A 26935-nucleotide genomic window follows, 5' to 3' on the forward strand; every position below is an offset into this window, starting at 1 on the left:
GTTACGCCCGGACGGTTGTTTTTGCCCTTCCGGAGCGGAATTCGCCGGGCGTGAGGCCGATGTACTTCTTGAACTGCCGCATGAAGTGGACGTCGTTCTCGTATCCGCACTGTGCGGCGATGTCGCGGATGCTGTCGGACGTGTTTTTCAGCCGGTACATCGCGTATTCGAGCCGGTTGTGGATGATGTCGTTCATGACGGAGATGCCGAACAGTTCTTTGTACAGCTTCTGGAAATAGGACCGGCTCATGTTGACGCGGGCCGCCAGATCGCCGATCGTCCAGGCGACGGACGGGTTGCTGTATATGTCGTTGCGCAGCGACACGAGCAGATCGTAATATTTGCTGACCGGCTTGTTCGGCTCGATCCGGTTGCGGATGTCGCTGAGCTTCATGAGGAGGCAGCGGACGGTCGCGTCGATGATCTCGTCCCGGTACAGCCCGTTCTGGACCAGCGCTTCCTGGATTTCGCTCACTTTCCGCGACACATATACCGGTTCATGCACCTTCATCGGCGTGTCCAGCGGCAGATTCAGTTTCCGGCAGAACGTCTCGACATCCTCGCCGTCAAAATGGAACCAGTCGTGCACCATCGGCTGTTCGATGTCATGGTAGTATTGCCGGCTTCCTTTGCGGTAAATGATGCAGGTGTTCTTGTCCGTCAGGAAGCGCTCTCCCTGCGCTTCGACGCACATGCGGCTGCGGAAGAACAGGAACAGATAATCGCCCGAGCCGTGCGGCCGGTCGATGACGATGCCTTCCGGATGGACGACGTTGTAGCCGCACCGGTTCATCTGGAACATCGCGCCACCGCCTTGAAGACGAAAGATCAGTTATTGATTATGATAGATCATTTCACCAATGCGATCAAACCTTTACAATGATTAGTGAAGACAAGAGTCGCGGGGATTCGAATATGAGAGTTGCACGGCCCGCGGAAGATAATCTTTCAGCAAAATGAAGGAGCGATGAACGTGGCAAGCCGGGTAGTCGTAAACGCCGACAGGGTGAAGGGCACGATCAACCGCAACATTTACGGCCATTTCTCGGAACATCTCGGGCGATGCATCTACGAAGGGCTGTGGGTCGGAGAAGATTCGCCGATTCCGAATACGAACGGGATCCGAAACGACGTGCTCGAGGCGCTGAAGCAGATGAAAATTCCGGTCCTCCGCTGGCCGGGCGGCTGCTTCGCGGACGAATACCATTGGAAAGACGGCGTCGGCCCGCGGGAGAAGCGGAAGCGGATGGTGAACACGCACTGGGGCGGCGTCATCGAGAACAACCATTTCGGCACCCATGAGTTCATGATGCTGTGCGAGCTGCTCGGCTGCGAACCGTACATCAGCGGCAACGTGGGCAGCGGCACCGTGCAGGAGATGTCCGAATGGGTCGAGTACATTACGTTCGACGGCGAATCGCCGATGGCGAACTGGCGCAGGGAGAACGGACGGGAGAAGCCGTGGCGCATCAAGTACTGGGGCGTCGGCAACGAGAACTGGGGCTGCGGCGGCAACATGCGCGCGGAATATTACGCCGATCTGTACCGCCAGTTCCAGACGTATCTGCGCAACTACGGCGACAACAAGCTGCACAAGATTGCGTGCGGCGCGAACACGGCCGACTACCATTGGACGGAAGTGCTGATGAAGCAGGCCGCGCCGTTCATGCACGGGCTGTCGCTGCACTATTACACCGTTCCGGGCCCCTGGGAGAAGAAAGGACCCGCGACCGGCTTCACGACGGATGAATGGTGGGTCACGCTGAAGAAGGCGCTGTTCATGGACGAGCTCGTCACGAAGCATTCGGCCATCATGGACGTCTACGATCCGGACAAGCGGATCGATCTGATCGTGGACGAATGGGGCACGTGGTATGACGTCGAACCGGGCACGAATCCGGGCTTCCTGTATCAGCAGAACTCGATCCGCGACGCGCTTGTCGCGGGCGCGACGCTGCACATTTTCCACCGCCATTGCGACCGCGTCCGGATGGCGAACATCGCCCAGCTCGTCAACGTGCTGCAATCCGTCATCCTGACGGAGGGCGAGCGGATGCTGCTGACGCCGACCTACCATGTGTTCAACATGTTCAAGGTGCATCAGGATGCGGAACTGCTCGATACATGGGAGTCTGTGGAGCGCACGGGTCCGGAAGGCGAGCTGCCGAAGGTATCGGTCTCCGCTTCCCGCGCGGCGGACGGCAAGATCCACATCAGTCTGTGCAATCTGGACTTCGAGACCGGAGCAAGCGTGGACATCGAGCTGCGCGGCCTGAACGGCGGCGTGAGCGCAACCGGCACGACGCTGACGTCGGACCGCATCGACGGGCACAACACGTTCGACGAGCCCGAGCGGGTGAAACCGGCCCCGTTCCGCGACTTCAAACTCGAGGGCGGGCACCTGAACGCATCGCTGCCGCCGATGTCCGTGACGGTGCTTGAGCTGACGGCGGGGTGAGCGGCGGATGACGGCGGAACGCCCGTGCAGAGGCTGCAGGTCTGACGCGCACGTGTCGGAAGAACGCATCCGGGCGATGCTCGCCGCGCCGATGTTCGCGGAATCAAGCGGGCTGTGCGTGCCGGACGACGTCTATGAGATGCGGCTGGACCTCTGCCGGTCCTGTCCGAAGCTGATTGGCGGCCATACATGCGCGGTCTGCGGCTGCATCGTTCCGATCGTCGCGAAGCTGAAAGACCGCGCCTGCCCGGCTCCCGGCGCGCCGCGCTGGACGCGGTACACGGAAGCGGGAGCTTGAGGCGGGCGGAGAATGAAACGGCACGGGGAACACCCCCGTGCCGTTTGTTCGTCAGCCCGTGCCCAGCGGCAGCCTGACCGTGAACACCGAACCTTGTCCGAGCCGGCTGTCCGCCTCGATCGTCCCTTCGCTCAGGTCGACGATCCGCTTGACGATGGCAAGTCCCAATCCGTTCCCCGTCTTCGAGCGGGACGGGTCGCCCTGGTAAAACTTGTCGAACATGCGCCGCATCGTTTCTTCGCTCATGCCGCAGCCGCTGTCTTCAAGCCGGAAGACGGCTTCCCGGCCGTCTCTCCAAAGGGCGATTCGCAGCGTTCCGCCCTCGTCGGTAAACTTGATCGCGTTGTCGAGCAGGTTGAGCCATACCTGTTGAAGCAGGTTTTTGTTGCCGACGATATCGACTTTGACCAGCGCAATATCGAGCTTCAGCGCTTTGGCGCTCCACTTCGGCTCCAGCATCAGCATCGCCAGCCGGATCTGCTCGTCCAGACGAAAGACCGTCTTCTCGCGCAAAATTTCGGTGTTCTCCACCTTCGACAAGTTCAGAATGCTGGCTGACAGCTCCACCAACCGCTCGGATTCCTGAATGATGCGATCCAGGTAGTCCTGCCGGTCCGCTTCGCTGAGATTGCCCTGCTTCAACAATTTTGCGAAGCCGCTGATGGAGACGATCGGCGTCTTGAACTCGTGGGAGAAGTTGCGCACGAAATCGCTGCGCAGCGTCTCGATCCCTTGCAGCTCCCGCACCATCTTGTTGAAGCTGGCGGCCAGCTTGTCCAGTTCAAACACGACGCTTCCCTTCACCGTCGCCTGGGCGGAAAAATCGCCTTTGGCCACCCGGTCGGTCGCCTCCATCATGTCGCGGATCGGCTTCACGGACCGCCTGCTCAACAGCGCGGCGATGACAACGCCCATGAAGACGCTGATGTACAGCAGGACGTATATGCCGCGATACGAATCCGGCTGGTTCAGATCGATCAGCCCGGCCCGCTTCAGCAGGAAGGCGAGCAGGGCGGCCGAAGCGACGGACAGCACCATTACGAGAAAGACGAGGGCGACCAGGGAGAAGGCCAGCGATATTTTTTTCGTCCCGAACCTCCGGTTCGATTTCAACTCCGCTTCACCGCTTTGTATCCCAGACCGCGCACCGTCACGATCTCGAAATCGGGATTGTTCCTGAATTTGTCGCGCAGCCGGTTGATGTGAACGTTCAAGGTGTGATCATCCGTCGTGTCCGGTCCCCAAATTTCCTCCAGCAGCTGCAGCCGGGTAAATATTTTGTTCGGATAACTGAGCAGCTTGGACAAGAGGAAAAATTCCTTCTGCGGCAGCGTGATCTCCAGATCTCCCCTCGTTACCGTCAGCGCGTTGTAATCCAGCGTCGTGCCGCCGACGACAATTTTGCGCTCGCTGGCGATCCGCGCCCTCCGCAGCAACGCCTTGATCCGGAGCAGCAGCTCCTGTTCGTCGAACGGCTTCGTCAAATAATCGTCCGTGCCGGCCAGGAAACCGTTGCGCTTGTCCTCGATATCCTGGGCCGCCGTGAGCATCAGGATCGGAATGGTGTCCCCCGCGCCGCGCAATTCCTCGCATAACCGGTAACCGTCCATTCCCGGCATCATCAGGTCCAGCACAATCAGATCGAAGCGGCGCTTCTCCATCAGGTCCAGCGCCTCCAGTCCGTTCGCGGCCACATGAGTCCTGTAGCCTCCCCGCTCAAGCAAGGCGCAGAGCAGCTTCCGGGTATTGGCATCGTCTTCGACCACCAACAGATCGATCACCGCATCTCCCCCACTTCGGTTTGATCTACGCCCTTACTATACGATCCCCACATCAACCGAAGATCAACGAGCTTCCAGACCGCGGGTTGAGATTCGGTTGAGATGCGTCGGTTAAAGTACAGGCTGATTCCATTTTGAAAAAAGTCTGCAGCAAGGGTGGTTCGAGAAATGAGAGACGGAAAAGCCGGCGCCATCGCCATCCGAATGGACCGGGTGAGCAAAAAATTCGGCGATTACTACGCCGTGCGCGACTTGTCGCTTGAATTGAAGAAAGGAGAAATCATCGGCTTTCTCGGCTTGAACGGAGCCGGCAAGACGACGACGATCCGGATGCTCCTGTCGCTGCTCAAGCCTACCGACGGCAGCATTCATCTGCTGGGAAGCAAGGTCGACTCCGGCAACTACAAGCTGTGGGAGAAGGTGGGCTACCTGGAGGAAGCCTCCTATTATCCGGAGCTCACCGTGGCGGAGAATCTGGACATCGCGCGGAGAATGCATCGGATCGCCGACCGGGAGGCCGTCGACCGGGTCATCCGGAAGCTCGACCTGGACGCGCACCGGAACAAGAAAGCCAAAAATCTTTCGCTCGGGAACCGGCAGCGGCTCGGACTGGCGAAAGCGATCATTCACAACCCCGAACTGTTGATTCTGGACGAACCGGTCAACGGGCTCGACCCGGCCAGCGTCGTCGAAATCCGGGAACTGCTGCTGGATCTGTCCCGCAATGACGGCGTTACGATCTTCCTCTCCAGCCATCTCCTGGAGGAGTTGTCCAAGCTGGTCGACCGCGTCGTGATCATGCATAAAGGGCGGCTCGTCCGGAATCTGACGATGGACGAGCTGGAACGCTCGCTGCAGAAGAAGCTGGTGGTGGGCGGACGCGACTTGGCCGCCATGAAGCGCGTCCTCGCGGAGCACGGGTTTGCCTGTGCGGACACGGAAGACGACCGGCTGGAGCTTGCGGAAGACCGCGCGCTGGATCGTCCCGAACAGATCGCGGAGCTACTCGTGCGCGCGAAACAACCGCCGACGCATCTCAGCGTCGTCACGGAAAATCTGGAAAGCTATTTTCTGCGGACCATTCGTACGGCAGGGAGGACGGATGCATAATGCTGCATGCTTTCATTCGCAACGAGACGCTCAAAGTCAGGCGATCGGTCGTGTTCTGGGTCGTGGCCGCGGTGTGGGGAACCTATTATTCGAATGTCCTGGACTCCATCGCTTCCCTGCTGGTGGTGGGCTTCTCTTTCACTTCGGCATGGGTGTTCGGACGGGAGTACACGGACAGAACGATCAAGGATCTGCTCGTCAAGCCGATTCCCAAATCGTACAGCGTGCTGTCGAAGTTCATCGTGACCGCGATGTGGAATATCCTGATCGCCCTGTTTACGTTCGCGATGATTACGGCCGCCGGTGCGGTCAATGGCGCGCACGGCGGGTCGGCCGACACCTTCCTCCGGGTCTTCGGGACCTACATGACGGCAGCGCTGTTCATTATGGCCGTCAGCTCGACGAGCGCCTTGATCGCCAATCTCACGAAAGGGTACCTGGCCCCGATCGGGGTGATCTTCGTCATCATCATCGTGTCCAACGCCGTAGTCCAGTTCGGATTCGGGCCGTATTTTCCGTGGACCATCCCGGTCCTTCTGGCCAAGGGCGCGGACATCGGCTTCGTCAGCGTCATGATTCTCGCGCTCACCGCGATCGCCGGTTTTGCCGGAACCGTCGCCTGGTGGAGATATGCGGAGCACAAGTAAGCGGCGGTTCGCCAACCGGCGTCAGAGCCTGGCGGCAGGCCGTTCCGGCTGCACCGCCGGCTTCGGCCGGCGCTCCAGCCGGACATACGCCAGCAGGCCGGTCATCGCGATCAACAGCGCGAGCAGCAGGTAGACCGCGCCGTAAGTCGACGGTTGGACCAGCGCAAAGGCGTTCAGGCCGCTCAGATCGAACTCGATCAGCTTGCTGACGATGGCGCCGCTGATTGCGCCCGACAGGAAGTTGACCAGGTTGTACATGCCCATGCCGACGCCGGACTGTTCCCGCGGGAGCGTGGACGACACCGACTTCGCCATCGCCGTCTGCACGAACGTGAACGGCGCGTTGATCAGCGGCAGGAGGAGCGCGATGACCCAGGCGTCCGCGGCGGACAGCAGCGAGAGCGCCAGCATGCCGGCGCCGATGAAGCCGAGCGCGACGAAGAGCGCGAACCGGGTGCCGCGCCGGTCGACGAGGCCGCCGCCGAACCGGCCGAGCAGCGCCGCCGACATCGCGCCCGGGAACAGGACGAAGCCGATGGCCTGCGCGCCCAGTCCGTGGCCTTCCGGGTTGCCGAGCATCATCGGCGTCATCAGGAACAGGCCGAAGACCGCGAACAAGGCGGAGAAACTGACGATCAGCCCGCAGGTGTAATCCGCGTTGCGGAAAAGCGAAAGCTGGACGAAAGGATGCGGCGCCTTCCGCGAACGGATGACGAACAGCGCGGCGAGCGCGGCCGATCCGAGCAGATACCAGCCGTTCCACTGCGTGACGGACAGCATGAGCAGCGTGACCGCGGCGCCGAGCAGACCCGCGCCGTACCAGTCGACCTGCCCGCCGTCCCTCACCGGCTCATCGGGCAGGGCGCGGCGGATGAACGGCAGCGCCACGGGCGCCAGCAGCGAGACGAGGAACATGCCCGACCAATGGAACTGGCCGGCGATGAATCCGCCGACGATCGGTCCGATCCCCGCCGAGAAGGCGAGCGTCGACGCGATCGTGCCCATGACGCGGCCGCGGCGCTCCGGCGGGTAGAAGCGGATCGGGATGAGCATGACCAGCGCCGGGACACAGGAAGCGCCCGCCGCCTGAATAACGCGCGCGGTGAGCAGCATCGCATAGCTGTCGGCAAACACGCCGATGGCGGAACCCGAGGCGAACGCAAGCAGGCCGACCGTGATGAGCCGCTTGAGCGGCAGCCGGTCGGCCAGTTTGCCGAACAGGAGCGAGCCCAGCGCGTACAGGACGGAATAGATGGTTGCGACCCAGCTTACGGCCGACGACGGGAGCCGGAACTCGCCGGCGATGGAAGGCAGGGCAACGTTGAACATGGTGGCGTTCATGACCGAGAAGAACAGCACGAAGCTCAGGGCATAGACCAGACGGCCGGACGACGGGGCGGATGCCGGTCGATTCATCAGGATTCTCCTTTCATTTCGGGGGCTTCCGGTTCGCCTTCGGCTCGAACTTCAGGCACGACTGCCCGGAAGATGAATAGACCACGGCGCTCGGCATCATATGGGTTTTGAACTCATAGGCTCTGCAGCCGCGGGGGAAATCGGGATCCCAGGTGACGAAATAGTGGCGGCACTGAAAGCAATTGATTTTTCTGTCCACGGACAAGGACGACCGCTCCTTTCCGCTCCCTCTCCTTCGCTATTGTAAATCAACCCGATCCGCGAGACAAACATTTGTTCCGTTTGCGAGCACAATGACAAGAACAAATGTTCCCGAAATCATTGAACAACCTATCCAACAAATGGTATCCTTGTATTATCGTGAGATCTGCAATGGTGAAGGGGAGTGCCGAATGGAACGGGTGATCACGCGCCGGCAGGCCGGACAATTTCTGCTGGTCCGCCACGGTCTGGCCGGGGAATGGCGCTACGAGGGGAAAGAAGGGGCCATGGCCTGGCTCCGGATGGTCCGATGCCTGCAATTCGACCCGCTCAATGTCGTGGGCTACAACCCGCATCTGGTGCTGCAATCCCGGATCAGGGGATACCGGCCGGAGATGCTCGACGAGCTGCTGTACCAAGACCGGCTGCTGTTCGACGGCTGGGACAAGAACATGTCCATTCTGCTGACGGAAGACTGGCCCTGCTTCGCCCGCCGGCGGCAGACGGCGCGAGCCCGGCTGCTTCAAAATCCGAAGATCGCCGAACTGGCGCCGCTCGTGATCAGACGGCTGGAGGAGCGGGGGCCGTTGTCATCGGCGGATCTGGAGTTTCACGAGAAGATCGACTGGCCGTGGGCGCCGGCCCGTCTGTCCCGCGCGGTGCTGGAAAGCCTGTTCTTCGCCGGCGAAGTGATCATCCACCACAAAGAAGGGGCGCGTAAAATTTACGACCTGAGCCGCCGCCATCTGCCGGCCGATGTGCTGGACGCCGACGATCCGAACCCGACGGAAGACGAACACCACGACTGGCATGTGCTCCGCCGAATCGGCGCCATCGGCATGCTCTGGAACAAGTCCGGGGACGCCTGGCTCGGCATCGCCGGGATGAAAAGCGGACAGCGGACGGCATCGTTCGAGCGTCTGCACCAAAGCGGCCGGATCTGCAAGGTAATCGTTGAAGGTCTGGAGAAGCACCCGCTTTACGTGAAGGCGGAGGACGTGCCCCTCCTGGACGAGGTGATCCGGAGCGGGACCGGCGGGCCGGACAGGGCGAGCATGCTGGCGCCGCTCGACAATCTGCTCTGGGATCGCCGGCTCATCCTCGAACTGTTCGGGTTCGATTACCGCTGGGAAGTGTACAAGCCCGCCGCCGAGCGGCGGTACGGCTATTATGTGCTGCCGGTCGTGTACGGGGACCGGTTCATCGGGAGGATCGAACCGGTGCTGGACCGGAGCCGGCGCAGGCTGATCATCCGCGGCTGGTGGCCGGAGACCGGCGTTGAGCCTGCGGATGATCTGAGGAATAGCCTGGCGGACTGCATTCGCCGGTTCACGGCCTTCACCGGAGCGGATCTTGCGCAGTTGGACGAGACCGCCGCGACGGCGGCCGATATGCGGAAATGGCTTCAGATTTGAGGCTGGGGGTACCATCCAGCGGCTTCTTCATTTTTGTCACAAATTCGCCATGCCACGATGCCAGGAAGTTTAGATAGAATCCCCTCATCCGGCTGAACTATAATGAACGCGGAGAGGTTCCCGGCCGGGGTTCCTTCACAAACGCAGGCATCATCAGCCGGCGGAACGCGCATTCGGGGGGATACAGTTGAACAGATCATGGGTGACCAAGCTGATCGTGCTGGCCATTGCAAGCGTTCTCGTGCTGAGCGCTTGTTCGTCCGGCGGGAACAAGCCGGGATCCGGATCGAATTCCGGCAGCTCTCAAAACGCGACAAATGTAAACGGTAACAATTCCGGAGACTCCGGTCAATCGGGCAATGCGGGCAATGCGGGCGGCCAGCCGTCCGGCGCGGCCGACAGCTCCGATCCGTTCGGCGGCTGGGTGGAAGGCTTGCCGAAGATCGAAGCTCCGGAAGGATTCGATTGGAAACAATTTGAAGGCGTCACGCTCAACGTCATCACCGAGAACACGCCGCCTTCCTCCGGGCTTGCCGCCAATATCGAAGTGTTCGAGCAGGCGACCGGCATCAAGGTCAACATCGAGCAGGTCAACCTGGACATCGTGGTGGAGAAGGCGGGCCTGGATTTCAACGCCCGCAACAGCAACTACCAAATCATCTATGCCGATCCGTACCAGATTCTGTCGAAGCAAGCCAAACATTTCGTCGACCTGAACACGCTGAACAACGATCCGACGCTGCCGTCCATTCCGGGAGGACTCGAGGACTTCATCCAGTCGCAGCTGCTGGTCGGCGGCTACATGGGCGACAAGGAGCATCTGTACGCTCTGCCCTATGACAACCCGACGATGGTGCTCGCCTACCGCAAGGACGTCTTCGAGAAGTACAAGGATCTGTTCATGCAGGAGAAGGGCTACGACTGGACGCCTGGGCCTGACATGACGTGGGACCAATACTACGAAGTCGCGCTCTGGATCAACGAGAAAGCCAAGGCGGGCGTCATTTCGGAAGTCAAATACGGCACCGGTCACCAGGCGAAACAGCACGACTCGCTCATGAACGACTTCAGCAACGTGCTGGCCGCATACGGCGGCGACTACTTCGAGGCGGAGAATCTCGGCGACATCGGCACGGAGAATCCCGGCAAATCGCTGCTCACATCGCCGGAAGCGATTGAAGCGGCCGAATTCTACAACGAGCTGCTCAAGATCGCGGCGCCGGGCAGCACGACCTGGGACTGGAACGGTCTGGCCGAAGCGTTCGCCGCCGGGGAAATCGCGATGATTCCGGAGTGGCACGAATTCGCAGGCATGTTCGAAAATCCGGAATTGTCGAAAGTGGCGGGCAAGGTCGGCTGGACGATCCTGCCGAAAGGCCCGAAAGGCCGCGGCAACATGTACGGCGGCACGAGCATCGGCATCAACAAATATGCGAGCGACAAAGAGATCAAGGCGGCATGGCTCTTCCTGATCTGGGCGACGGCGCCGCAGACGCAATACATGATTCTCGACGCCGGCTTTACGCCCACGCGCTACTCCGTCTATCAATTGCCGTACATCCAGAAGGCGATGAACGATCCGGAATCGCAGGAAGCCAAGGAATGGCCGCTCGCCTCCTCGCTGATCGCCGCGCAGGAAGCGTGGAAGGAAGGCAATGTTTACATGCGCCCGAAAATTCCGATGTGGCCGCAGATCGACACGATCATTTACACCGAGCTTTCGAAGATGCTGGCCGGCCGTCAATCGCCGGCGGACACGATGAAAGAAATCGCAAAACAAAGCGACAGGCTGACCGGCAACTGACGGACAAGGACAAAGCGGGTTTGCCGATGGTGCGGCATGCCCGCTTTCATGCCTTCTTTCCCGTCGGCCGGAATGAATCGGCAAGGAGGCTTACCATGCAACAGGCTGCAAGCCGGCCGCTCATGCGAAAACCAAAGCGGAATCGCACGGAATTCTGGATGCTGCTGCCATCGATTGTCGTGCTGGCGGCGATCAGCATTTTCCCGTTCTTCTTCATGGTCTATGCGAGCTTCATGGACTATTCGCTGGATATGGACCGCCCCCGCTTCGCCGGATTCGGCAATTGGGCGGACACGCTTACGGACACGGCGTTCTGGCAGTCGTGGGGCCGGACGCTCGTCTATGCCGGCGGCGGCCTGCTCGCCCAGCTCGTGTTCGGCTGCGCGATCGCGCTGCTGCTGTACCATATCCCGCGGTTCCGCAACCTGTTCTCGACCCTGTTCATGCTGCCGCTCTTCGTGGCGCCGATCGTCACCGGTCTCTTGTGGCGGTTTCTGCTCGATCCGACCTACGGGCTGTACCATTGGGTGCTGAACACGTTCGGCCTGGACATCCAGGTGCTGGGCGACCCGTCCTACGCGATGTTCGCCGTAATTATGATGGACGTCTGGGAATGGACGCCGCTCATTACGATCATCGTGCTGGCCGGACTCCAGACCGTGCCGGAAGAACCGCTGGAAGCCGCCGATGTGGACGGCGCGAATTCCTGGCAGAAGATCCGCTATATCCTGCTGCCGATGGTCCGGCGGATGATCGTGGTGGCGCTGCTCGTCCGCTCGATGGACATTCTGCGCTACGTCGATACGATCGTCATCACGACCGAAGGCGGTCCGGCCGATGCGACGAAGACGATCGGCTATTACCTGATGCAGGTGGCGTTCCGCTTCCAGGACATCGGCGGGGCGGCTTCCGTCGGCCTGACGATGCTGCTGGCCAGCATCCTGATGGGGCGGTTCTTCATTAAAGTCTTGAGAAGCGAGGAAGCCTGAAGATGCAACACAGACAGAAGCTGCTGCACGCCGTGCTTTATGCGCTGATGACGCTCAGTCTCCTGTGGGCGCTTGTCCCGATTCTTCACATGATCCTGTCTTCGATGAAGACGCAGGTCAACATGTTCGAAATGCCGCCCAGACTTTTCTTCACGCCGACGTTCGACGTATATCAGGAAATGTTTTTCGGCAGAGGCGATTTCCCGCAGTTTCTGCGGAACAGTCTTGTCGTGTCGGTGGTGACCACCGCCTTGTGCCTGCTGCTCGGCGTCATGGGAGGGTTTGGCCTCGCGCGCGGCAATTTCAGGTGGGAGAAGGACGTCTCGTTCTGGGTGATCAGCACGCGGATGGCGCCGATTCCGGCCGTCATTCTGCCGCTGTACCTGATCTTCTCCAAACTGAATCTGATCGGCACGACGACGGGGCTGGTGCTGGCCTACACGACCTTCAACCTGCCGTTCGCGCTGTGGATGATGTCCACATTCTTCAAGGATGTGCCGGCCGATCTGGAGGAGGCGGCCATGATCGACGGCTGCGGCAAATTCCGCGCCTTCTGGCGCGTCGTCGTGCCCGCCGCGGCGCCCGGCATCGTCGCCACCGCGGTGCTCTGTCTCATGTTCTCGTGGAACGATTATCTGTTCGCTTCGATCTTCACCGGCCGCGGCACGCAGACTGTTCCGATCGCCGCGTCGCTGCTCGTCTCGCAGTCCGGCATCAAATGGGGCCAGGCGATGGCGACCGGCACCGTCATCATCATGCCGATGCTGATCTGCGGGCTGCTTGTGCGAAAATATATGGTCCGCGGTCTTTCCATGGGCGCCGTGAAGTGATTGAATGGAATCAGGGACAATTGACGATGGGAGGAGACTGATCCATGCAGGGGAAAATGAAAGCAGCGGTACTGACCAAGCCGGGACACATCGAAATTCAGGAACTGGACATTCCGACGCCCGGTCCGGACGAGGCGCTCGTCCGGGTGCGGGCCGTCGGACTGTGCGGTTCCGACGTCCACTATTATGAGCACGGCAAAATCGGTCCTTACGTCGTGACGAAGCCGATCATTCTCGGGCACGAGGCGGCCGGCGAAGTCGTCGCCGTGGGCAGCGAAGTGCGCCATCTGAAGGCGGGGCAGCGGGTGACGATCGAGCCGGGCGTTACCTGCGGCCGGTGTGAATATTGCAAGTCGGGCCGGTACAACCTGTGCCCGGACGTCCGCTTCCTGGCGACGCCGCCGTATGACGGCGCATTCTGCGAGTATATCGTGATCCGCGCGGATTTCCTGTATCCGATTCCGGATTCGATGTCTTACGAGAAAGCGGCGCTGATCGAACCCCTCTCCGTCGGGCTGCATGCGGTCAGCCGCGGCGGACTGAAGACCGGGGAGACGGTGGTCATCATGGGGATGGGACCCATCGGCATGATGACGCTGCTCGCCGCCAAGGCGGCCGGCGCGGGCCGGGTCATCGGCGTCGACCTCGAACGTTTCCGGCTGGAGCGGGCGCTGCAGATGGGCGCCGACGGCGTCGTCAATCTGCGCGAAGAAGACGGCATGGAAGCGATTCTCCGTCTGACCGGCGGACGGAAGGCGGATCTGGCGATCGAGACCGCCGGCAACGGCAAGGCGGCCCAGGCTTCGCTGCAAGCGGTGCGCCGAGGCGGCAGAGTTGTGCTCGTCGGTCTGCCGCAAGAAGAAGCGACGCCGCTCAATATTCCGTATATCGTCGACAACGAGATCGATATCCGCGGCGTCTTCCGCTACCACAACACGTATCCGACGGGTGTGGCCGTCATGTCGGCGGAGAACCTGAATCTGGATCCGATCGTAACGGACCGCATGACGCTCGACGAGACGCCGAAGGCGTTCGAGAAAGCGATCAAGGAGAAACACAGCACGCTGAAAATCGTCATCGAGCCTTGAGGAGCGGCGGTGGAAGCGGCCTGCGGCGGTCCGGCCGGCAAACAGCGCATCGTCTTCCGGCAGGCGGTGATGACGTTCAAGAGAGCGGTGACCCATCATGTACAAGTTCGGCAGACTGCTCAGCGCCATCGTATCCCAGAATATCGTCATCATCATCGCGATCGGATTGATCCGGGCGATGTTCGGCGTTTACGGCTGGTTTCCCAACGACAACGTCAATCTCCTGGTCGGTCCGCTCCTGAACTGGCTGGTGCCCGTGCTGTTCGGCTATACGGGCGGACATCTGCTGGGCGGCAAACGGGGCGGTACCGCGGCGGCCATCGTCGTTTTCGGACTGGCGCTGGCCAGCAATGTCTCGATGATTTTCATCGCGATGTTGGTTGGGCCGGTCATCGGCTGGGCGGTGAACCGGATCGAACGCGCGCTGGAGCATCGGCTGCCGTCGGGCTATGAACTCCTGACCGCCAACTTCATCTTTGCCGTGCTTGCCGGCGGGCTCGCCGTCACCTGCTTTCTCTATGTCGGCCAGTTCTTCTCCAGCATCATCCTGAAGCTGAACGGACTGATTCTGCAGGTCGCCTATTCCGGATGGCTGCCGGCCGCCGCCGCCGTCATCGAACCGGCCAAGGTGCTGTTCCTGAACAACATGATGAGTTACGGTATTCTCGGCCCGATCGGCATTTCCCAGATCAAGGATTTGAGCAAGTCGATTTTCTTCCTGCTCGAATCGAATCCCGGTCCGGCGATCGGCATGCTTGTGGCTTACATCATCCGGCTGCGGGGGCAGGTGCGGCGCAACGCGGCTTCTTCGCTTGCCATCCATGCGCTGGGCGGCATTCACGAAGTCTATTTTCCGTATGTGCTGATGAAGCCGCAGCTGCTCATCGCGCTCATTCTCGGCAACATGTCCGGCATCTGGGTCTTCCAATATTGGAACGCCGGACTGGTGTCCATTCCGTCGCCGGCCAGTCTGTTCCTCGTGATCGGCCTGGCACCGCCCGGCGACATTTTCTATGTGATGCTGGGGATTGCCGTCTCCGCGGTTGTATCGCTGGCGGTGTCGCTCGTCGTCATCGGTTCGGCGGACGATCTGAAGGAGCGGAATGAAAGCAGCAAAGAACATGAACTGATCCGGCGGCTTGAGCATGTCGGGCAGTGGGGAGAAGTCAGCCCGGTGCTGCGCAATCCGCTGGCGTCCCGGCCCCCGGAGAAGCCGGCGCCGGACATCGGCGAAGAAGGCGGGACGTTCACCGTCTGCTTCGCCTGCGACGCCGGACTCGGTTCGAGCGCCATGGGGGCCGCCATTCTGCGCAAGAAATTGCGCGCGCTTCCATTCGGCGAGCGGGTGGCGATCGTGCATGCTTCGCTTGACCAGATTCCGGACAACGCGGATCTGATCGTGACGCATCACTATCTGCTGGGCCGGGCGAAACAGAGCGCTCCCGGCCGGGAATACCTGTCGATCGGCAACTACACCGACCCTGCCGCCTACGAGGCGATTTTGCAGAAAATTCGCTCCATTACGAAGTGACGGATCCGAAACGGTGCGCGCTGTGCGGAAGAACCGGGTGCGGAGGTGGGGACATGATGAACATCAAGCTGACGATGAGACAGGTGCAGATCTTGCGCTACTTTCTTGAACACGACGATTTCACCAGTCCGCAGCCCCTGGCAGACCGGCTGGGCGTCAGTCTGCGTACGCTCCAGCGCGAGCTTGCCGAGCTGGATCTGTATCTCGACCGATTCGGCATCCGGTTCCGGAAGAAATTCGGCCGCGGCATGAAACTGCACGGCGATGAAGCGGCGCTTGCCGAGTTGGCCGGGCAGCTGCGCCGCCAGGCTGATGCCGCGCCGGATTACACGGCGGAAGAAAGGCAGGCCGTCATCAAGCACATGCTGCTCTCCGGCAAGGAACCGGTCAAGCTGTATGCGCTCGGCAAGGCGCTCCATGTCGCGGAATCGACGGTGAGCTACGATCTTCAGAAGATTGAGCCGTGGCTTGCGAAATACGGCATCCGGCTGCATCGCAGGCCGGGGCTGGGCGTCTACATCGAAGGCACGGAGAAACAGATTCGCGCCGCCCTGGCCGACCTGCTGTACGAGAACGTCACCCAGGAACAATTGATGACGCTGATCTACGGCCGCGAGGAAGCCCGCCGGGAGAAACTGCGGGATGAAATCCGCAGCCGGCTGCTGAACTTTATCGACCCGGCCTGGCTGCTGAAGATCGAGCAGGTCATCCAGCAGATGGAGCAGAAGCGCGGCTATCCGATGGCGGACAACGCCTATGTCGGGTTCGTCGTGCGTCTGGCGCTGGCCGCGCAGCGGCTGAAGAACCGGGAAGAAATTACGATTGAACGGGAAATTCTGGAGCGGCTCAAGGCAACGCCCGAGTTCGATCTGGCCTCCGAACTGGCGGACCGGCTCAGCGAGAAGCTGGAGCTTGCGTTTCCCGAGAGCGAGATCGGCTACATCACCATGCACCTTCTCGGCGCGCGCTCGAACAATGTGATGAGCAGCGATTACGATTATTCCGTGCTCGAAGATTACACGAAGCGCATGATCTCCGTCATGGAGCAGGAACTCCGGCTGGAACTCGGCAGCGACGACCGGCTGGCGGACAATCTGACGACGCATTTGCGGTCGGCGGTCAAACGGATCGAGCTCGGCATGCCGGTGCGCAATCCGCTGCTCCAGCATGTGAAGACGGAGTATCCGGATGACCCGGAAGGCGTCGCGTTGTCTGGAACAGGCGCTCGGCAAACCGGTGCCGGAAGAAGAGATCGGTTATCTGGCGATGCATTTCGGCACGGCGATTCTGAACCGGCAGGAGACCGGCAGGGAGAAGTACCGGGTGCTGCTCGTCTGTTCCAGCGGAATCGGCACTTCGCAGCTCTTGCAGGCGCAGATCAAGCTGAAGCTTCCGTCGCTGCACGTGGTGGACACTGTTTCGCTCATGCAGCTCGACGATTGGCTGCGCGACCATCCGCCGGTCGATCTTGTGCTGACGACGCTGCCGATTCAGATGGAGCATGTTGACGCGTTCACTGTCAGCCCGTTCCTCACGGACGATGAAATCGCCCGGATTCAGGAGCGGCTGGAACAGATCAGAACGCAGAAGCAAGGAGCCCATAAGCCGGCGTTGGATCGGGCAAGCGTCGCCAGGACGGTGGACCAGGTGGAGCGGTACGGCAAAGCGTTGGCCGGGTTGATCCGCAATCTCGAAGTCGTCGACCGGTTTGAAGCCGATGACAAGCAGCATCTGATTGACCGGATCATCGCGTATGCGGGGGAGAACTTCTCCGTCTCCGACCCGGACCTCCTGAAGCGCGACCTGGAGAACCGCGAGCGGCTCGGGCCGCTGCTGATGGAGCCGGAACGGCTGGCGATGCTGCATTGCCGGAGCGAAGGCATTGACGAGATGGCGATCTGCCTGTTCCGCCTCGGGCGCGAAGTGAACTGGGACATCGAAGGCCGCCGGGCACCCGTGCGGACAGTGCTGACGATGCTCGGCCCGCTGCACGGTCCGAAGGAAAACTTCGAACTTGCCAGCGAGATCAACATGTCGCTCATCGAGGAGCCGTTCATCCGCAGTCTGACGCACGGCAGTCCGGGCGAAGCGAAGGAAGCGATGCAATTCGTGCTGAAGAAAGGGTATGTCCGGCTGATCGGCCAACAGCTGTGAACCGGCCGAGGCAGCCTGTCCAAACTCGGAGAACGGGAGGATGATCATGAAGGCGCTCGTCATTGAAAAACCGAACCATGCCGTCATCAAAGAAGTGCCGTATCCCGAGCCCGGCCCCGGCGAACTTACGGTGAAGGTGGAGCGGGTCGGCATCTGCGGCACCGATTTCCATATCTTTGCCGGCACGTTCCTGTCCCCGTACCCGCTCATTCCCGGCCATGAATTTTCCGGTGTCGTCGACAAGGTGGGCGAAGGGGTCGAGGGCTTTGTTCCCGGCGACCGGGTGACGGCCGATCCGACCCTGCTGTGCGGCGAATGCGAATATTGCCTGACCCGCCGCGGCAACCAATGCCTGAAATGGGGAGCGCTGGGCGACACGACCGACGGCGCCATGGCTGAATATGTGAAGCTTCCCGCCCGGAACGCGGTGAAAATTCCCGATACGATGAGTTTTGCGGAGGCGGCGTTCGTCGAACCGGTGGCTTGCGTCGTGCACGGCATGAACCGGCTCGATCTGAAGATGGGCGATCGGGTCATCCTGTTCGGCGCCGGCGCCATGGGCTTGCAGCTCATGCAGGCGATCGCCGCGGCCGGCGCTTCCGAGCTCGTCGTCGTCGACGTATCCCCGAACAAGCTGCAGCTCGCGCTGGGGCTGGGCGCGACGCGGGGCGTGCTCAGCGGGGAGCTGAAGCCGGAAGACTTCCCGCGCGGGTTCGACGCCGTCGTCGACGCCACCGGTGTACCGGCCGTCATCGAGCGGGCGCTGGGCTTCCTGGGGCCGGCGGGCAAGTTCCTGCAGTTCGGCGTGGCGCCGCAGAACGCGGAAATCCGCATCAATCCGTTCAAACTGTACCACAAGGACTGGACGCTCATCGGCTCCATGGCGATCAATCATACGTTCCTGCCCGCGTTCCGCTGGGTGAAGGAGAAGCGGATCAAGCTGGAGCCGCTCGTCTCGAAAGTGATCACGCTCGAGGAAACGCCGGATTTTCTGGCCAGACCGAAGGATCCCGATCTGCTCAAAGTGCAGATTCAAATCTGACCGCATGGAAAAAGCAGCCTGCGCGGTTCGCACATGCGTGCCGCACGGGCTGCTTCTCATTTGGATGCGCGCCGCCTGCGGGACTTGAGCGGGCGTTTTTTCCGCGCGATTCGGCGCTGCCCCCGGGAGTAGACGCCGCGCTTGTGGAACGAGAGCGAGCGGTAATTCCGCGCATACCGTCGCCTCTCGGCCGGCGTGAGGGAGGAGGCGCCGCGGCGGAGATGCAGGTTGCGGGCGGGGAGCAGTTTGACGGCGGACGGATTTTCGCCGTACACCATGTTGCCGTACGTCTCGTACTCGGAGAATCCGAAGTTGCGCGTCCGGTCGATGCTGTCGATGATCGCCCGGTACCACGGCTTGCCGTGCCGCGCTTCGAGCATGGCTTTGAACCGGTAGAGCTTGTGCCGGTCGAACAGCATGTAGTGCGCGACGAACGACACTTTCGCTTTCCGGCGGCGTCCCGTCAGCCTGCGGTACGTCCGGAAATATTCGGGCTGGCTCCAGCGCCGGTAATAGAAGACGGTCTTGCCGTCGATCCGGAACCGGTGCGGACGGATCAGCACCGTGTCGGCGTCCATGACGAGGAAATGCCGCCGGCGGACGAGACGGTCGCCGCTCAGCTTGAGCAGCTGCTGATAGAGCCATCCGGACCGCTCCCACCGCTTCGACCGGTAGCGGATCCGGCTTTTCGGCAGCGGCTCGATCAGCCGCTCGTTCACGAAGACGCAGCCTTTGCGCGCGCAGATTGCGCGGATCCGCGGGCTGTCCGGCGATACGACATAGATCGTGCCGATCGGATGCCGGACCATGCTCCGGATACTGTCGATCGTGTGCGGCAGCGTGCCGGCATCTTTGTCGACGGCCGGAATGAGCACGTCGATCGGTTCGCCTGAACCCGAAATATGGACAAGGCCGGCAGTCATAAGCTCACCCCGGTTCGTTCGCATCGTCTTGCTCCAGCATATGCGCCGGCCCGCCGTTGTGCACTTCGATCAGCTCCATGCCGGAATCGGTTTGGAGGGCATAGCGTTCGCCGCGCGCCAGGAGGACCGTTTCCCCCCGGCGGAGCGGCTTGAGGCTCCCGTCCAGCCGCAGCAGCGTCCCTTCGCCCGACAGCACCGTGATCAGGGTATCGCCGCCGGGTTCTTCCGGCATCTGCCGGACCGCGCCCGGGGTCAAGGACGCCAGCGCGATCGTCCGCCCGCCGCTGTCCGGGGCGTCCGCATGGATGACGCGCCGGACGCCCCAGGCGTATTCGCCGTACATCGGGCGTCCGGCATGCGGGGGAAGGTCCCGCACCCGGCTGCTCTGCGACTTGTCGGCGACGAGGATGCCGTCCGGACCGGCGGCCGCGATGATGCCGCTTACGCCGATGACATGGATCGGGATATGCAGTTCGTTGACGATGTGCGAGCCGCGCGCATCGCCGATGATCGCGCCCGGACCGACGACGGACGTCCCGAGATGGTCGGACAGGGAAGACCAGCTCCCGAGATCGCGCCACAGGCCGTCGTGCCGGAGGACGATCGCCTCCGGCTCGCGTTCGGCGATCTCCCGGTCGAAGCAGTCCGCTTCCCGCCGTCCGTACAGCTCCTGCAGGCTGCCGTAGTCGGCGGGCAGTTCCCGTTCCGCCATCGAGGCGAGCAGGTACTTCAGCCGGAACGCGAACACGCCGCAGTTCCAGAGCGCGCCGTCCCGAATCAGCTTCTCCGCATCCGACGCGGCGGGTTTCTCGGCGAATCGCCGCACGGCGGCATGGCCGCCGGACGGCACGGCGCCCTCCGGCACGATGTAGCCGAACTGATCGGACGGATGCGAGGGAACGGTGCCGATCAGGGCGAGCTTCGCCCCCGTCTGCTCCAGCGCGTCGGGAAGCCGGGCGATCGTCCGGAAGAACGTTTCGTCCACGAGCGGATCGGCAGGCATGACGCAGACGATCTCGTCCGGGTCCGCGGACAGCACCGAATGGAGATAGGCAGCGGCAAGCGCCGCCGCCATGTAGGTGCCGCGCCGCCCGGGCTCGGGAATGACCAGCCCGCTTCCGCCGATCCGGCGCCGCAGCAGGGCCGTCTGGTCGCGGCGGATGACGAACAGGGCGGACGACAGCATGCCCGCTTCTTCCAATTGCCGGCACAGCCGCCGGACCATCGATTCCCGTCCCCCTCCGGGAGCGGGCAGCAGGTCGAGAAACAGCTTCGAGCGGATATCATTTGAAAGCGGCCGCAGCCGGGTGCCGGAACCGCCGCACAACAGGACAAGTCGCATCCTCGCATGCCTCCCGGATCCATTCGTTCGAGCGTCTCGACTATCCTATGTGGTTCGGGGCGCGATGTCCGGGCGGAAGCAGCCTCTTTTTTGCATCGGCGGCGCCAAGGATTGACCCCCGGCGGGTGATGGTGGATAATGGCGTTATGTGACTTGCGGAGGGAGATGCTGAGGATGGATTGGCGCAGAGTATCGGTGCTGGCCGGCATTGTCATGGCCATGCTCGTCTCGGCGATGGATACGACGATCATCAACACGACGATGCCGACGATTGCGGAAGAACTGGGACAGTTCCATCTGTACGCGTGGACTTTCGCTTCCTATATGATCTTCACGACGGTGCTGGCACCGATCGCCGGCCGGCTTTCCGACATGTACGGGAGGAAAAAGGTGCTGCTGGCGGGGCTCGTCCTGTTCCTGCTCGGATCGCTGCTGTGCGGCGCCGCGCAGTCGATGGTGCAGCTTGTTCTTTTCCGCGCCGTCCAGGGCATCGGGGCGGGCATCATGAACCCGTTCCCGGCGATCATCGCGGGGGATCTGTTCTCCGTCGAGAAGCGTGGACGCATCCAGGCGCTGTTCACGGCGATGTGGGGGCTGTCGGGGGTCATTGCGCCGCTGCTCGGCTCGCTGTTCGTCGAGTATTGGACATGGCGGTGGATTTTCTTCGTCAACATTCCGATCTGCATCGTATCGATTCTGCTGCTGCTGCCTTATCGCGAGGTGTACCAGCCGCGGCCGGCCGCCATCGACTACGCCGGCACGGTGCTGTTCACGGCCGGGGTCAGTCTGCTCCTCATGACGACGGTTGTGGAAAGCGGAATTGCACTGTACGCCGCGGGCGGACTCGCGCTGCTCGCGCTGTTCGTGCAGTGGGAACGCCGCCACGCGTCGCCGCTGCTGCCGCTCAATCTGTTCCGCAACCGCCAGGTGACCTGGATCAATGTGAACGGATTTCTGGCGAACGCGGCGCTGTTCGGCGCAAGCACTTATCTTCCGTATTATCTGCAGGACCAGGGCTGGTCCATCTTCATGAGCGGCGTCGCCATGCTCGGCATGACCGGCGGCTGGATGATCGCTTCGGTGCCGGCGGGCCGCTGGATTCTGAACTACGGCTACCGACCGCTCATCGTGCTCGGCAATCTGCTGCAGGTTGTTTCGGCGGCCATGTTCCTGCTGCTCGGCACGTTCAACGATTTCTGGTTCGTACTTATCCTGTCGTTCCCGCTCGGAATTGCGTTCGGCATGCTGTCGACCGTGTCGATCATCGGGGTGCAGCAGCTGGTGGCGCCCGACCAGAAGGGCGTCTCGACGTCGCTGCAGATGTTCGCGCGGAACATCGGCACGACGTTCGGCGTCACGCTGATGGGCGCGATGCTCGCGAAGGCGCCGGAGGTGGCGGAAGGATTCCGCTGGATGTTCCTGTACGGCACCGCCGGCAGTCTCGTGTCGCTGGCCACCGCGTTCCTGATCCGCGGCGGCCGGCCGGCGCGGGAAGTGAACGCCGGCGCATGAATCATGGACCGCTTCGGCTGCTTCGGGCCGGGCGGTCCTTCTTTGCGCGCACCGGTTACGATTGAAGATCCCGGACTTTTTTGCATCACAACGATTTTTTTTTGATTGAATGCTTGCAATCATCCGCTGATTGGAATATAAGGAATATTTGGTTGTTGCGTTTGCGGGATCAGATCACAATAATACAAAGTAGCACATGGGAAAAGGGAGAGGACATTCATGAAAAAAACAGCCGCCATCCTGCTCGCGGCACTGCTTGCGGTTGCGGTCATCGGCTGCGGCTCAGGCAACAGCAACAAGGACCAGGCAAGCTCGGGCGTGAAGGTCATCGACATTCCGCTCACGGAAGAAGAGTACGCCTTCGGGGTGGACAAGAATCAACCGGAGCTTCTGGAGCAAGTGAATGAGTTCATCGCCAAGATCAAGGAAGACGGAACGCTCGATGAGATCCTGAACCGTTATTTCGGCGACGGAGAACCTCAGCCGGTCACTTCCGCGGAACTGGACACCGGCAAGGACCAACTGGTCGTCGCGACCAACGCGGCTTTTGAGCCGTTCGAGTATATGAAGGGCGACAAATACTACGGCGTTGACATGGAGATCGCCGCGCTGCTCGCCGAGCATCTGGGCAAAGAACTTGTCATCAGCAACATGGACTTCGACGCCGTTGTGCTGTCCGTCGGCCAGGGCAAAGCGGATATCGGCATGGCCGGTCTTACGGTCAATGAGGAGCGCAAGCAATACGTGGAGTTCTCGGAGAAATACTATGACGCTGCGCAGTTGGTCATCGTGAAAGCTTCCGATACCCGGTTCGACGACAGCAAGACGGCCGCCGATGTGGAAGCGGTACTGGCCGGACTGACGAAGGAGAACAAGGTCGGGTTCCAGACCGGCACGACGGCACAGTTCTATGTGGAAGGCGACGAAGATTGGGGATTCCCGGGACTCAATGTGACCGGCGTCGGCTACCGCAATGGTTCGCTGGCCGTTCAGGATATGCTCAACGGCAATGTTGAACTGGTCATCATCGACGAGGCGCCGGCGAAGTTCATTGCCGCCGCGATCAACGAATTGCAATAAAGACAGGCGGATGCAGACGCTGGCATCCAGGCAAAGCTTGAACAGATTCGATGATACTCCGCCGGAGGGCGGAGTATCTCCGCGTTTGGGAGCGTGTCATGGGAAATTTTGACAAGAAGCTGGAGCGGTTCTGGGAGGTCTTCATCGAGCATGGCGGATACGTCAAGGTGCTTACCGGACTGCAAAATACGGTCTACATCGCGGTCGCGGGCCTGGCCATCGGTATCCTGATCGGTACGCTCATCGCCATCATCCGGGTATCGCCCAAAAACAACGGATTGCTGAAAACCCTGAACAGCCTGTGCGTTTTCTATGTCGGATTGTTCAGAGGAACGCCGATCGTCGTGCAGCTGCTCGTCGCCTACTATGTCATGTTGCCGATGATTGGCGTCAACATCCCCGCACTACAGGTGTGCGTGCTCGTCTTCGGGCTGAACAGCGCCGCTTATGTGTCGGAGATCATGCGCAGCGGCATCCTGTCCGTCGATCCCGGCCAGATGGAGGCGGGCCGGGCCCTCGGTCTGAACTACCGCGTCACCATGCTGAAGATCGTCATTCCGCAAGCCGTGAAGAACATCGTGCCGACGCTTGGCAACGAATTCATTTCGCTGATCAAGGAAACCTCCGTCGTAAGCTTCGTCGGCGCGGCCGATCTGTATGTGGCCTTCAACTATATCGGCTCGAACAATTACGAATTCATGGTGCCTTATCTCGTCATGGCCTTGATCTACATTGCCCTGGTTGCCGTCGCTGCGCTGATCATCAGGCAATTGGAAAGGAGCCTGAGAAAAAGTGATAGACGTCATTGATCTGAAGAAGACCTACGGCAAGCTGGACGTGCTGAAGGGGATTACGACCTCGATCAAGCCGGGCGAGAAGATCGCGATTATCGGACCGTCCGGAAGCGGCAAGAGCACCTTCCTCCGCTGCCTGAACCGGATGGAAGAACCGACGAGCGGCTTGATCATCTTCAACGGTCAGGGTATTACCGACCGGAAGGCGGATATCGACGCCCACCGCCGCCAGATGGGCATGGTGTTCCAGCATTTCAACCTGTTCAACAACAAGACCGTGCTCGACAACATCATGCTGGCGCCGGTCTACCTGGCCTTGCGCGATCTGCGCAGGCTGAAATGGCGGAACCGGCTCATCCGGCTGCGCAATCTGTTCCGCCGCGAGAAGCTGCCGCTCCATCCGATCAACACGAGCAAGGCGCAGATCAAGGCCGAGGCGCGGGAGACGGCCCTGCGGCTCTTGAAGCGCATCGGCCTGGAGGACAAGGCGCATGTGTATCCGTCCACTCTGTCCGGCGGGCAGAAGCAGCGCATCGCGATCGTCCGCGCGCTGGCGATGAATCCGAAGGTCATGCTGTTCGACGAGCCGACTTCGGCGCTCGATCCGGAGATGGTCGGCGAGGTGCTGGATCTGATCCGGCAGCTGGCCCACGAGGGCATGACCATGGTGATCGTCACCCATGAGATGGGATTCGCCCGGGAAGTGGCGACCCGGGTGCTGTTCATGGACGGGGGGAGCATCGTGGAGGACGACGCACCGGAACGCATTTTCACGAATCCGCAGCATCCGCGGACGAAGGAGTTCTTGTCCAAGGTGTTGTAAGAAGCGAAAAAGTACGGTTCGCCTGGTTGAGGCGGGCCGTACTTTTTTTGTGAGTCTGGCATGGGGCGGGGTTGTAACGCGGTATGCGCGTTACAGTGTGCGGCGAGCGGCTCCGTGCGAGTCTGTAGCGTGGTATTCACGTTACAGCGTGAGGCGTTCCGCCCCGAGCGGGTCTGTAGCGCGGTATTCACGTTACAGCGTGCGATGAGCCGCCCCGAGCGGTGCCGTAGCGTGGTATGCGCGTTACAGTGTGCGATGAACCGCCCCGAGCGGTGCCGTAGCGTGGTATCCACGTTACAACGCGGGGCGAGCGGCTCCGAGCGAGTCTGTAGCGTGGTATTCACGTTACAGCGTGGAGCGAGCGGCTCCGAGCGAGTCTGTAGCGTGGTATTCACGTTACAGCGCGGGACGAGCGGCTCCGAGCGGTGCCGTAGCGTGGTATCCACGTTACAGCGCGGGGCGAGCGGCTCCGAGCGAGTCTGTAGCGTGGTATTCACGTTACAACGTGCGGCGAGCCGACCCGAGCGAGTCTGTAGCGTGGTATTCACGTTACAGCGTGGAGCGAGCCGCTCCGGGCGGGTCTGTAACGCGGTATCCGCGTTACGTCGTCCCTGCGAGTTCTTTTTCCCGGGGCTTCCGGTCCTCGAGGAACTGCCTGCCGTATTCGCCGTGCGGATGGATCTGCGCGTGTTCGGTCTGGATGGTGGCGTGCATGATTTTGTATTTTTCCTTCAGCATCTCGTTGATCGCGAGGATGACGCAGAACGGCTGGATGTCGGCGCGGATGAAGACGTGGGCGGTCAGGATGTTGTGGTCGGTCGAGATCGCCCAGAAATGCATCTCATGAACGTCCAGCACGCCTTCCACCTTCGCGATGTCCTTCCGGATCTCCTCCAGCTCGTACCCCTCCGGCACCGATTCCATCAGGACGCGGAACGACTGCCGGATGATCTTCGCCCCGCCGCCGAAAATGATCCCGCCGATGATGATGCTGATGATCGGGTCGAACAGATGCCAGCCCGTGAAGTAAATGAGCGCAGCCGACACGATGACGCCGATCGAGCTGAGCAGATCGCCGATGAAATGCCACAGCGCGCTCTTGATGTTCAGGTTGTTCTCTTCCTTCATGCTGCGGCTGAGGACGATCGTCAGGACGATGTTGACGATAAGGCCGATGACGGCGATCGTCAGCATGATGCCGTAGTCGATCTCGGGCCGCGTCACGAACCGGCGCGCGCCTTCGATGAAGATGCCGACGGAGATGGCGCACAGCGCGAGGCCGTTCAGCAGCGCGGCGATCGTCTCGAACCGCAGATAGCCATAGGTGTAGCGGGAATTCGGCCTGCGCGACGCCAGCTGCACCGCGAGCAGGCTGAGCCCCAGGGCGGCGACGTCGGAGATCATGTGGGCGGAGTCGGACAGGAGCGCCAGCGATTTCGAGACGATGCCGCCGATCACTTCGACGATCGTGAAGAACAGGGTAAGACCGAGCACGATCCACAACGTGCGCCGGGATGCCGCCTGTTCCTTGACGTGCGCGAGATGATGGAAATCGCCCATATGGGCCGCCTCCTTCGGCGCACGGCCTGTTCATGCGCCCGATAATGTACATTTAGTATATGCCCGGTTCGTCGAAGTCGCAATGAATCGACGCATTGACAAATGGAAGAGCCGGCCCAGGCACGGATGTGCCTGAC

The 26935-nt window shown here is 61.3% G+C and carries 23 protein-coding genes and 1 pseudogene; 17 read left to right on the forward strand and 7 right to left on the reverse strand.

The window, feature by feature from the left end; genetic code table 11:
• Position 1: 1 nt before the first annotated feature.
• The gene (locus KJQ12_RS15675; protein WP_213485758.1) at positions 2-802 is read right to left on the reverse strand and encodes an AraC family transcriptional regulator; all 801 of its coding nucleotides are present in this window, start codon (positions 800-802) and stop codon (positions 2-4) included.
• 171 nt (positions 803-973) lie between these two features.
• Between KJQ12_RS15675 and KJQ12_RS15680 the strand changes: the two genes are divergently transcribed.
• A complete protein-coding gene (locus KJQ12_RS15680; protein ID WP_280529271.1) occupies positions 974-2458 on the forward strand; it encodes an alpha-N-arabinofuranosidase in 1485 nt (494 codons plus the stop codon).
• Between the two features lie 7 nt (positions 2459-2465).
• The gene (locus KJQ12_RS15685) at positions 2466-2756 is read left to right on the forward strand and encodes a DUF6171 family protein (RefSeq protein ID WP_213485760.1); all 291 of its coding nucleotides are present in this window, start codon (positions 2466-2468) and stop codon (positions 2754-2756) included.
• A 51-nt stretch (positions 2757-2807) separates the two neighbouring features.
• Here KJQ12_RS15685 and KJQ12_RS15690 read toward each other — a convergent pair whose 3' ends face one another.
• A complete protein-coding gene (locus KJQ12_RS15690) occupies positions 2808-3869 on the reverse strand; it encodes a sensor histidine kinase (RefSeq protein ID WP_213485762.1) in 1062 nt (353 codons plus the stop codon).
• The gene (locus KJQ12_RS15695) at positions 3866-4537 is read right to left on the reverse strand and encodes a response regulator transcription factor (protein WP_213485764.1); all 672 of its coding nucleotides are present in this window, start codon (positions 4535-4537) and stop codon (positions 3866-3868) included. The genes KJQ12_RS15690 and KJQ12_RS15695 overlap by 4 nt, the downstream gene beginning before the upstream one ends.
• A gap of 168 nt (positions 4538-4705) precedes the next feature.
• Here KJQ12_RS15695 and KJQ12_RS15700 point away from each other — a divergent pair, with 168 nt between their 5' ends.
• Positions 4706-5647, forward strand: coding sequence for an ABC transporter ATP-binding protein (locus KJQ12_RS15700; protein WP_213485766.1), 942 nt, complete (start codon positions 4706-4708; stop codon positions 5645-5647).
• A complete protein-coding gene (locus KJQ12_RS15705) occupies positions 5647-6294 on the forward strand; it encodes an ABC transporter permease (RefSeq protein WP_244860650.1) in 648 nt (215 codons plus the stop codon). The genes KJQ12_RS15700 and KJQ12_RS15705 overlap by 1 nt, the downstream gene beginning before the upstream one ends.
• A gap of 21 nt (positions 6295-6315) precedes the next feature.
• Here the strand turns inward: KJQ12_RS15705 and KJQ12_RS15710 are convergent, their stop codons facing one another.
• Entirely contained in the window at positions 6316-7710 is a 1395-nt protein-coding gene (locus KJQ12_RS15710) for an MFS transporter (RefSeq protein ID WP_213485768.1), read from the reverse strand.
• 392 nt (positions 7711-8102) lie between these two features.
• On the opposite strand from KJQ12_RS15710, the gene KJQ12_RS15715 reads away from it, so the two are divergent.
• From KJQ12_RS15715 to KJQ12_RS15750, 9 genes and pseudogenes are all read left to right on the forward strand, one after another.
• Positions 8103-9326, forward strand: coding sequence for a winged helix-turn-helix domain-containing protein (locus KJQ12_RS15715; RefSeq protein ID WP_213485770.1), 1224 nt, complete (start codon positions 8103-8105; stop codon positions 9324-9326).
• A gap of 187 nt (positions 9327-9513) precedes the next feature.
• Positions 9514-11130, forward strand: coding sequence for an extracellular solute-binding protein (locus tag KJQ12_RS15720; RefSeq protein ID WP_015255594.1), 1617 nt, complete (start codon positions 9514-9516; stop codon positions 11128-11130).
• A 95-nt stretch (positions 11131-11225) separates the two neighbouring features.
• On the forward strand, positions 11226-12119 hold the full coding sequence (locus KJQ12_RS15725) for a carbohydrate ABC transporter permease (RefSeq protein ID WP_213485772.1): 894 nt from the start codon (positions 11226-11228) through the stop codon (positions 12117-12119).
• A 2-nt stretch (positions 12120-12121) separates the two neighbouring features.
• On the forward strand, positions 12122-12949 hold the full coding sequence (locus tag KJQ12_RS15730) for a carbohydrate ABC transporter permease (RefSeq protein ID WP_213485775.1): 828 nt from the start codon (positions 12122-12124) through the stop codon (positions 12947-12949).
• A 44-nt stretch (positions 12950-12993) separates the two neighbouring features.
• Positions 12994-14037, forward strand: a complete 1044-nt coding sequence (locus KJQ12_RS15735) for an NAD(P)-dependent alcohol dehydrogenase (protein WP_213485778.1) — start codon at positions 12994-12996, stop codon at positions 14035-14037.
• 97 nt (positions 14038-14134) lie between these two features.
• Positions 14135-15568: a PTS transporter subunit EIIC gene (locus tag KJQ12_RS15740; protein WP_213485779.1), complete on the forward strand. Its 1434-nt coding sequence runs from the start codon at positions 14135-14137 to the stop codon at positions 15566-15568.
• 74 nt (positions 15569-15642) lie between these two features.
• Positions 15643-16789, forward strand: a pseudogene (locus KJQ12_RS19675) (BglG family transcription antiterminator); the annotation flags it as partial.
• A 204-nt stretch (positions 16790-16993) separates the two neighbouring features.
• Positions 16994-17722, forward strand: coding sequence for a PTS sugar transporter subunit IIA (locus KJQ12_RS19680; RefSeq protein ID WP_244860653.1), 729 nt, complete (start codon positions 16994-16996; stop codon positions 17720-17722).
• A 46-nt stretch (positions 17723-17768) separates the two neighbouring features.
• On the forward strand, positions 17769-18764 hold the full coding sequence (locus KJQ12_RS15750) for a zinc-dependent alcohol dehydrogenase family protein (RefSeq protein ID WP_213485879.1): 996 nt from the start codon (positions 17769-17771) through the stop codon (positions 18762-18764).
• A 56-nt stretch (positions 18765-18820) separates the two neighbouring features.
• Here KJQ12_RS15750 and KJQ12_RS15755 read toward each other — a convergent pair whose 3' ends face one another.
• Entirely contained in the window at positions 18821-19711 is an 891-nt protein-coding gene (locus KJQ12_RS15755; RefSeq protein WP_015255587.1) for a DUF6492 family protein, read from the reverse strand.
• Positions 19692-21029, reverse strand: coding sequence for a sugar phosphate nucleotidyltransferase (locus KJQ12_RS15760; protein ID WP_213485782.1), 1338 nt, complete (start codon positions 21027-21029; stop codon positions 19692-19694). Before KJQ12_RS15760 ends, KJQ12_RS15755 begins: the two co-directional genes overlap by 20 nt.
• A gap of 174 nt (positions 21030-21203) precedes the next feature.
• On the opposite strand from KJQ12_RS15760, the gene KJQ12_RS15765 reads away from it, so the two are divergent.
• From KJQ12_RS15765 to KJQ12_RS15780, 4 genes are all read left to right on the forward strand, one after another.
• A complete protein-coding gene (locus KJQ12_RS15765) occupies positions 21204-22541 on the forward strand; it encodes an MFS transporter (protein WP_213485784.1) in 1338 nt (445 codons plus the stop codon).
• A 219-nt stretch (positions 22542-22760) separates the two neighbouring features.
• A complete protein-coding gene (locus KJQ12_RS15770) occupies positions 22761-23621 on the forward strand; it encodes a transporter substrate-binding domain-containing protein (RefSeq protein WP_015255584.1) in 861 nt (286 codons plus the stop codon).
• Between the two features lie 98 nt (positions 23622-23719).
• Positions 23720-24430 carry an amino acid ABC transporter permease gene (locus KJQ12_RS15775; RefSeq protein WP_213485786.1) on the forward strand — a complete coding sequence of 237 codons (711 nt, stop codon included), beginning with the start codon at positions 23720-23722 and terminating at the stop codon, positions 24428-24430.
• Positions 24414-25238, forward strand: coding sequence for an amino acid ABC transporter ATP-binding protein (locus tag KJQ12_RS15780; protein ID WP_213485788.1), 825 nt, complete (start codon positions 24414-24416; stop codon positions 25236-25238). The genes KJQ12_RS15775 and KJQ12_RS15780 overlap by 17 nt, the downstream gene beginning before the upstream one ends.
• 600 nt (positions 25239-25838) lie before the next feature.
• Here the strand turns inward: KJQ12_RS15780 and KJQ12_RS15785 are convergent.
• On the reverse strand, positions 25839-26798 hold the full coding sequence (locus KJQ12_RS15785; protein ID WP_213485790.1) for a cation diffusion facilitator family transporter: 960 nt from the start codon (positions 26796-26798) through the stop codon (positions 25839-25841).
• Positions 26799-26935: the final 137 nt, after the last annotated feature.

The sequence above is a fragment of the Thermobacillus xylanilyticus genome (assembly GCF_907165215.1).
Classification (GTDB): Bacteria; Bacillota; Bacilli; order Paenibacillales; family Paenibacillaceae; genus Thermobacillus; species Thermobacillus xylanilyticus.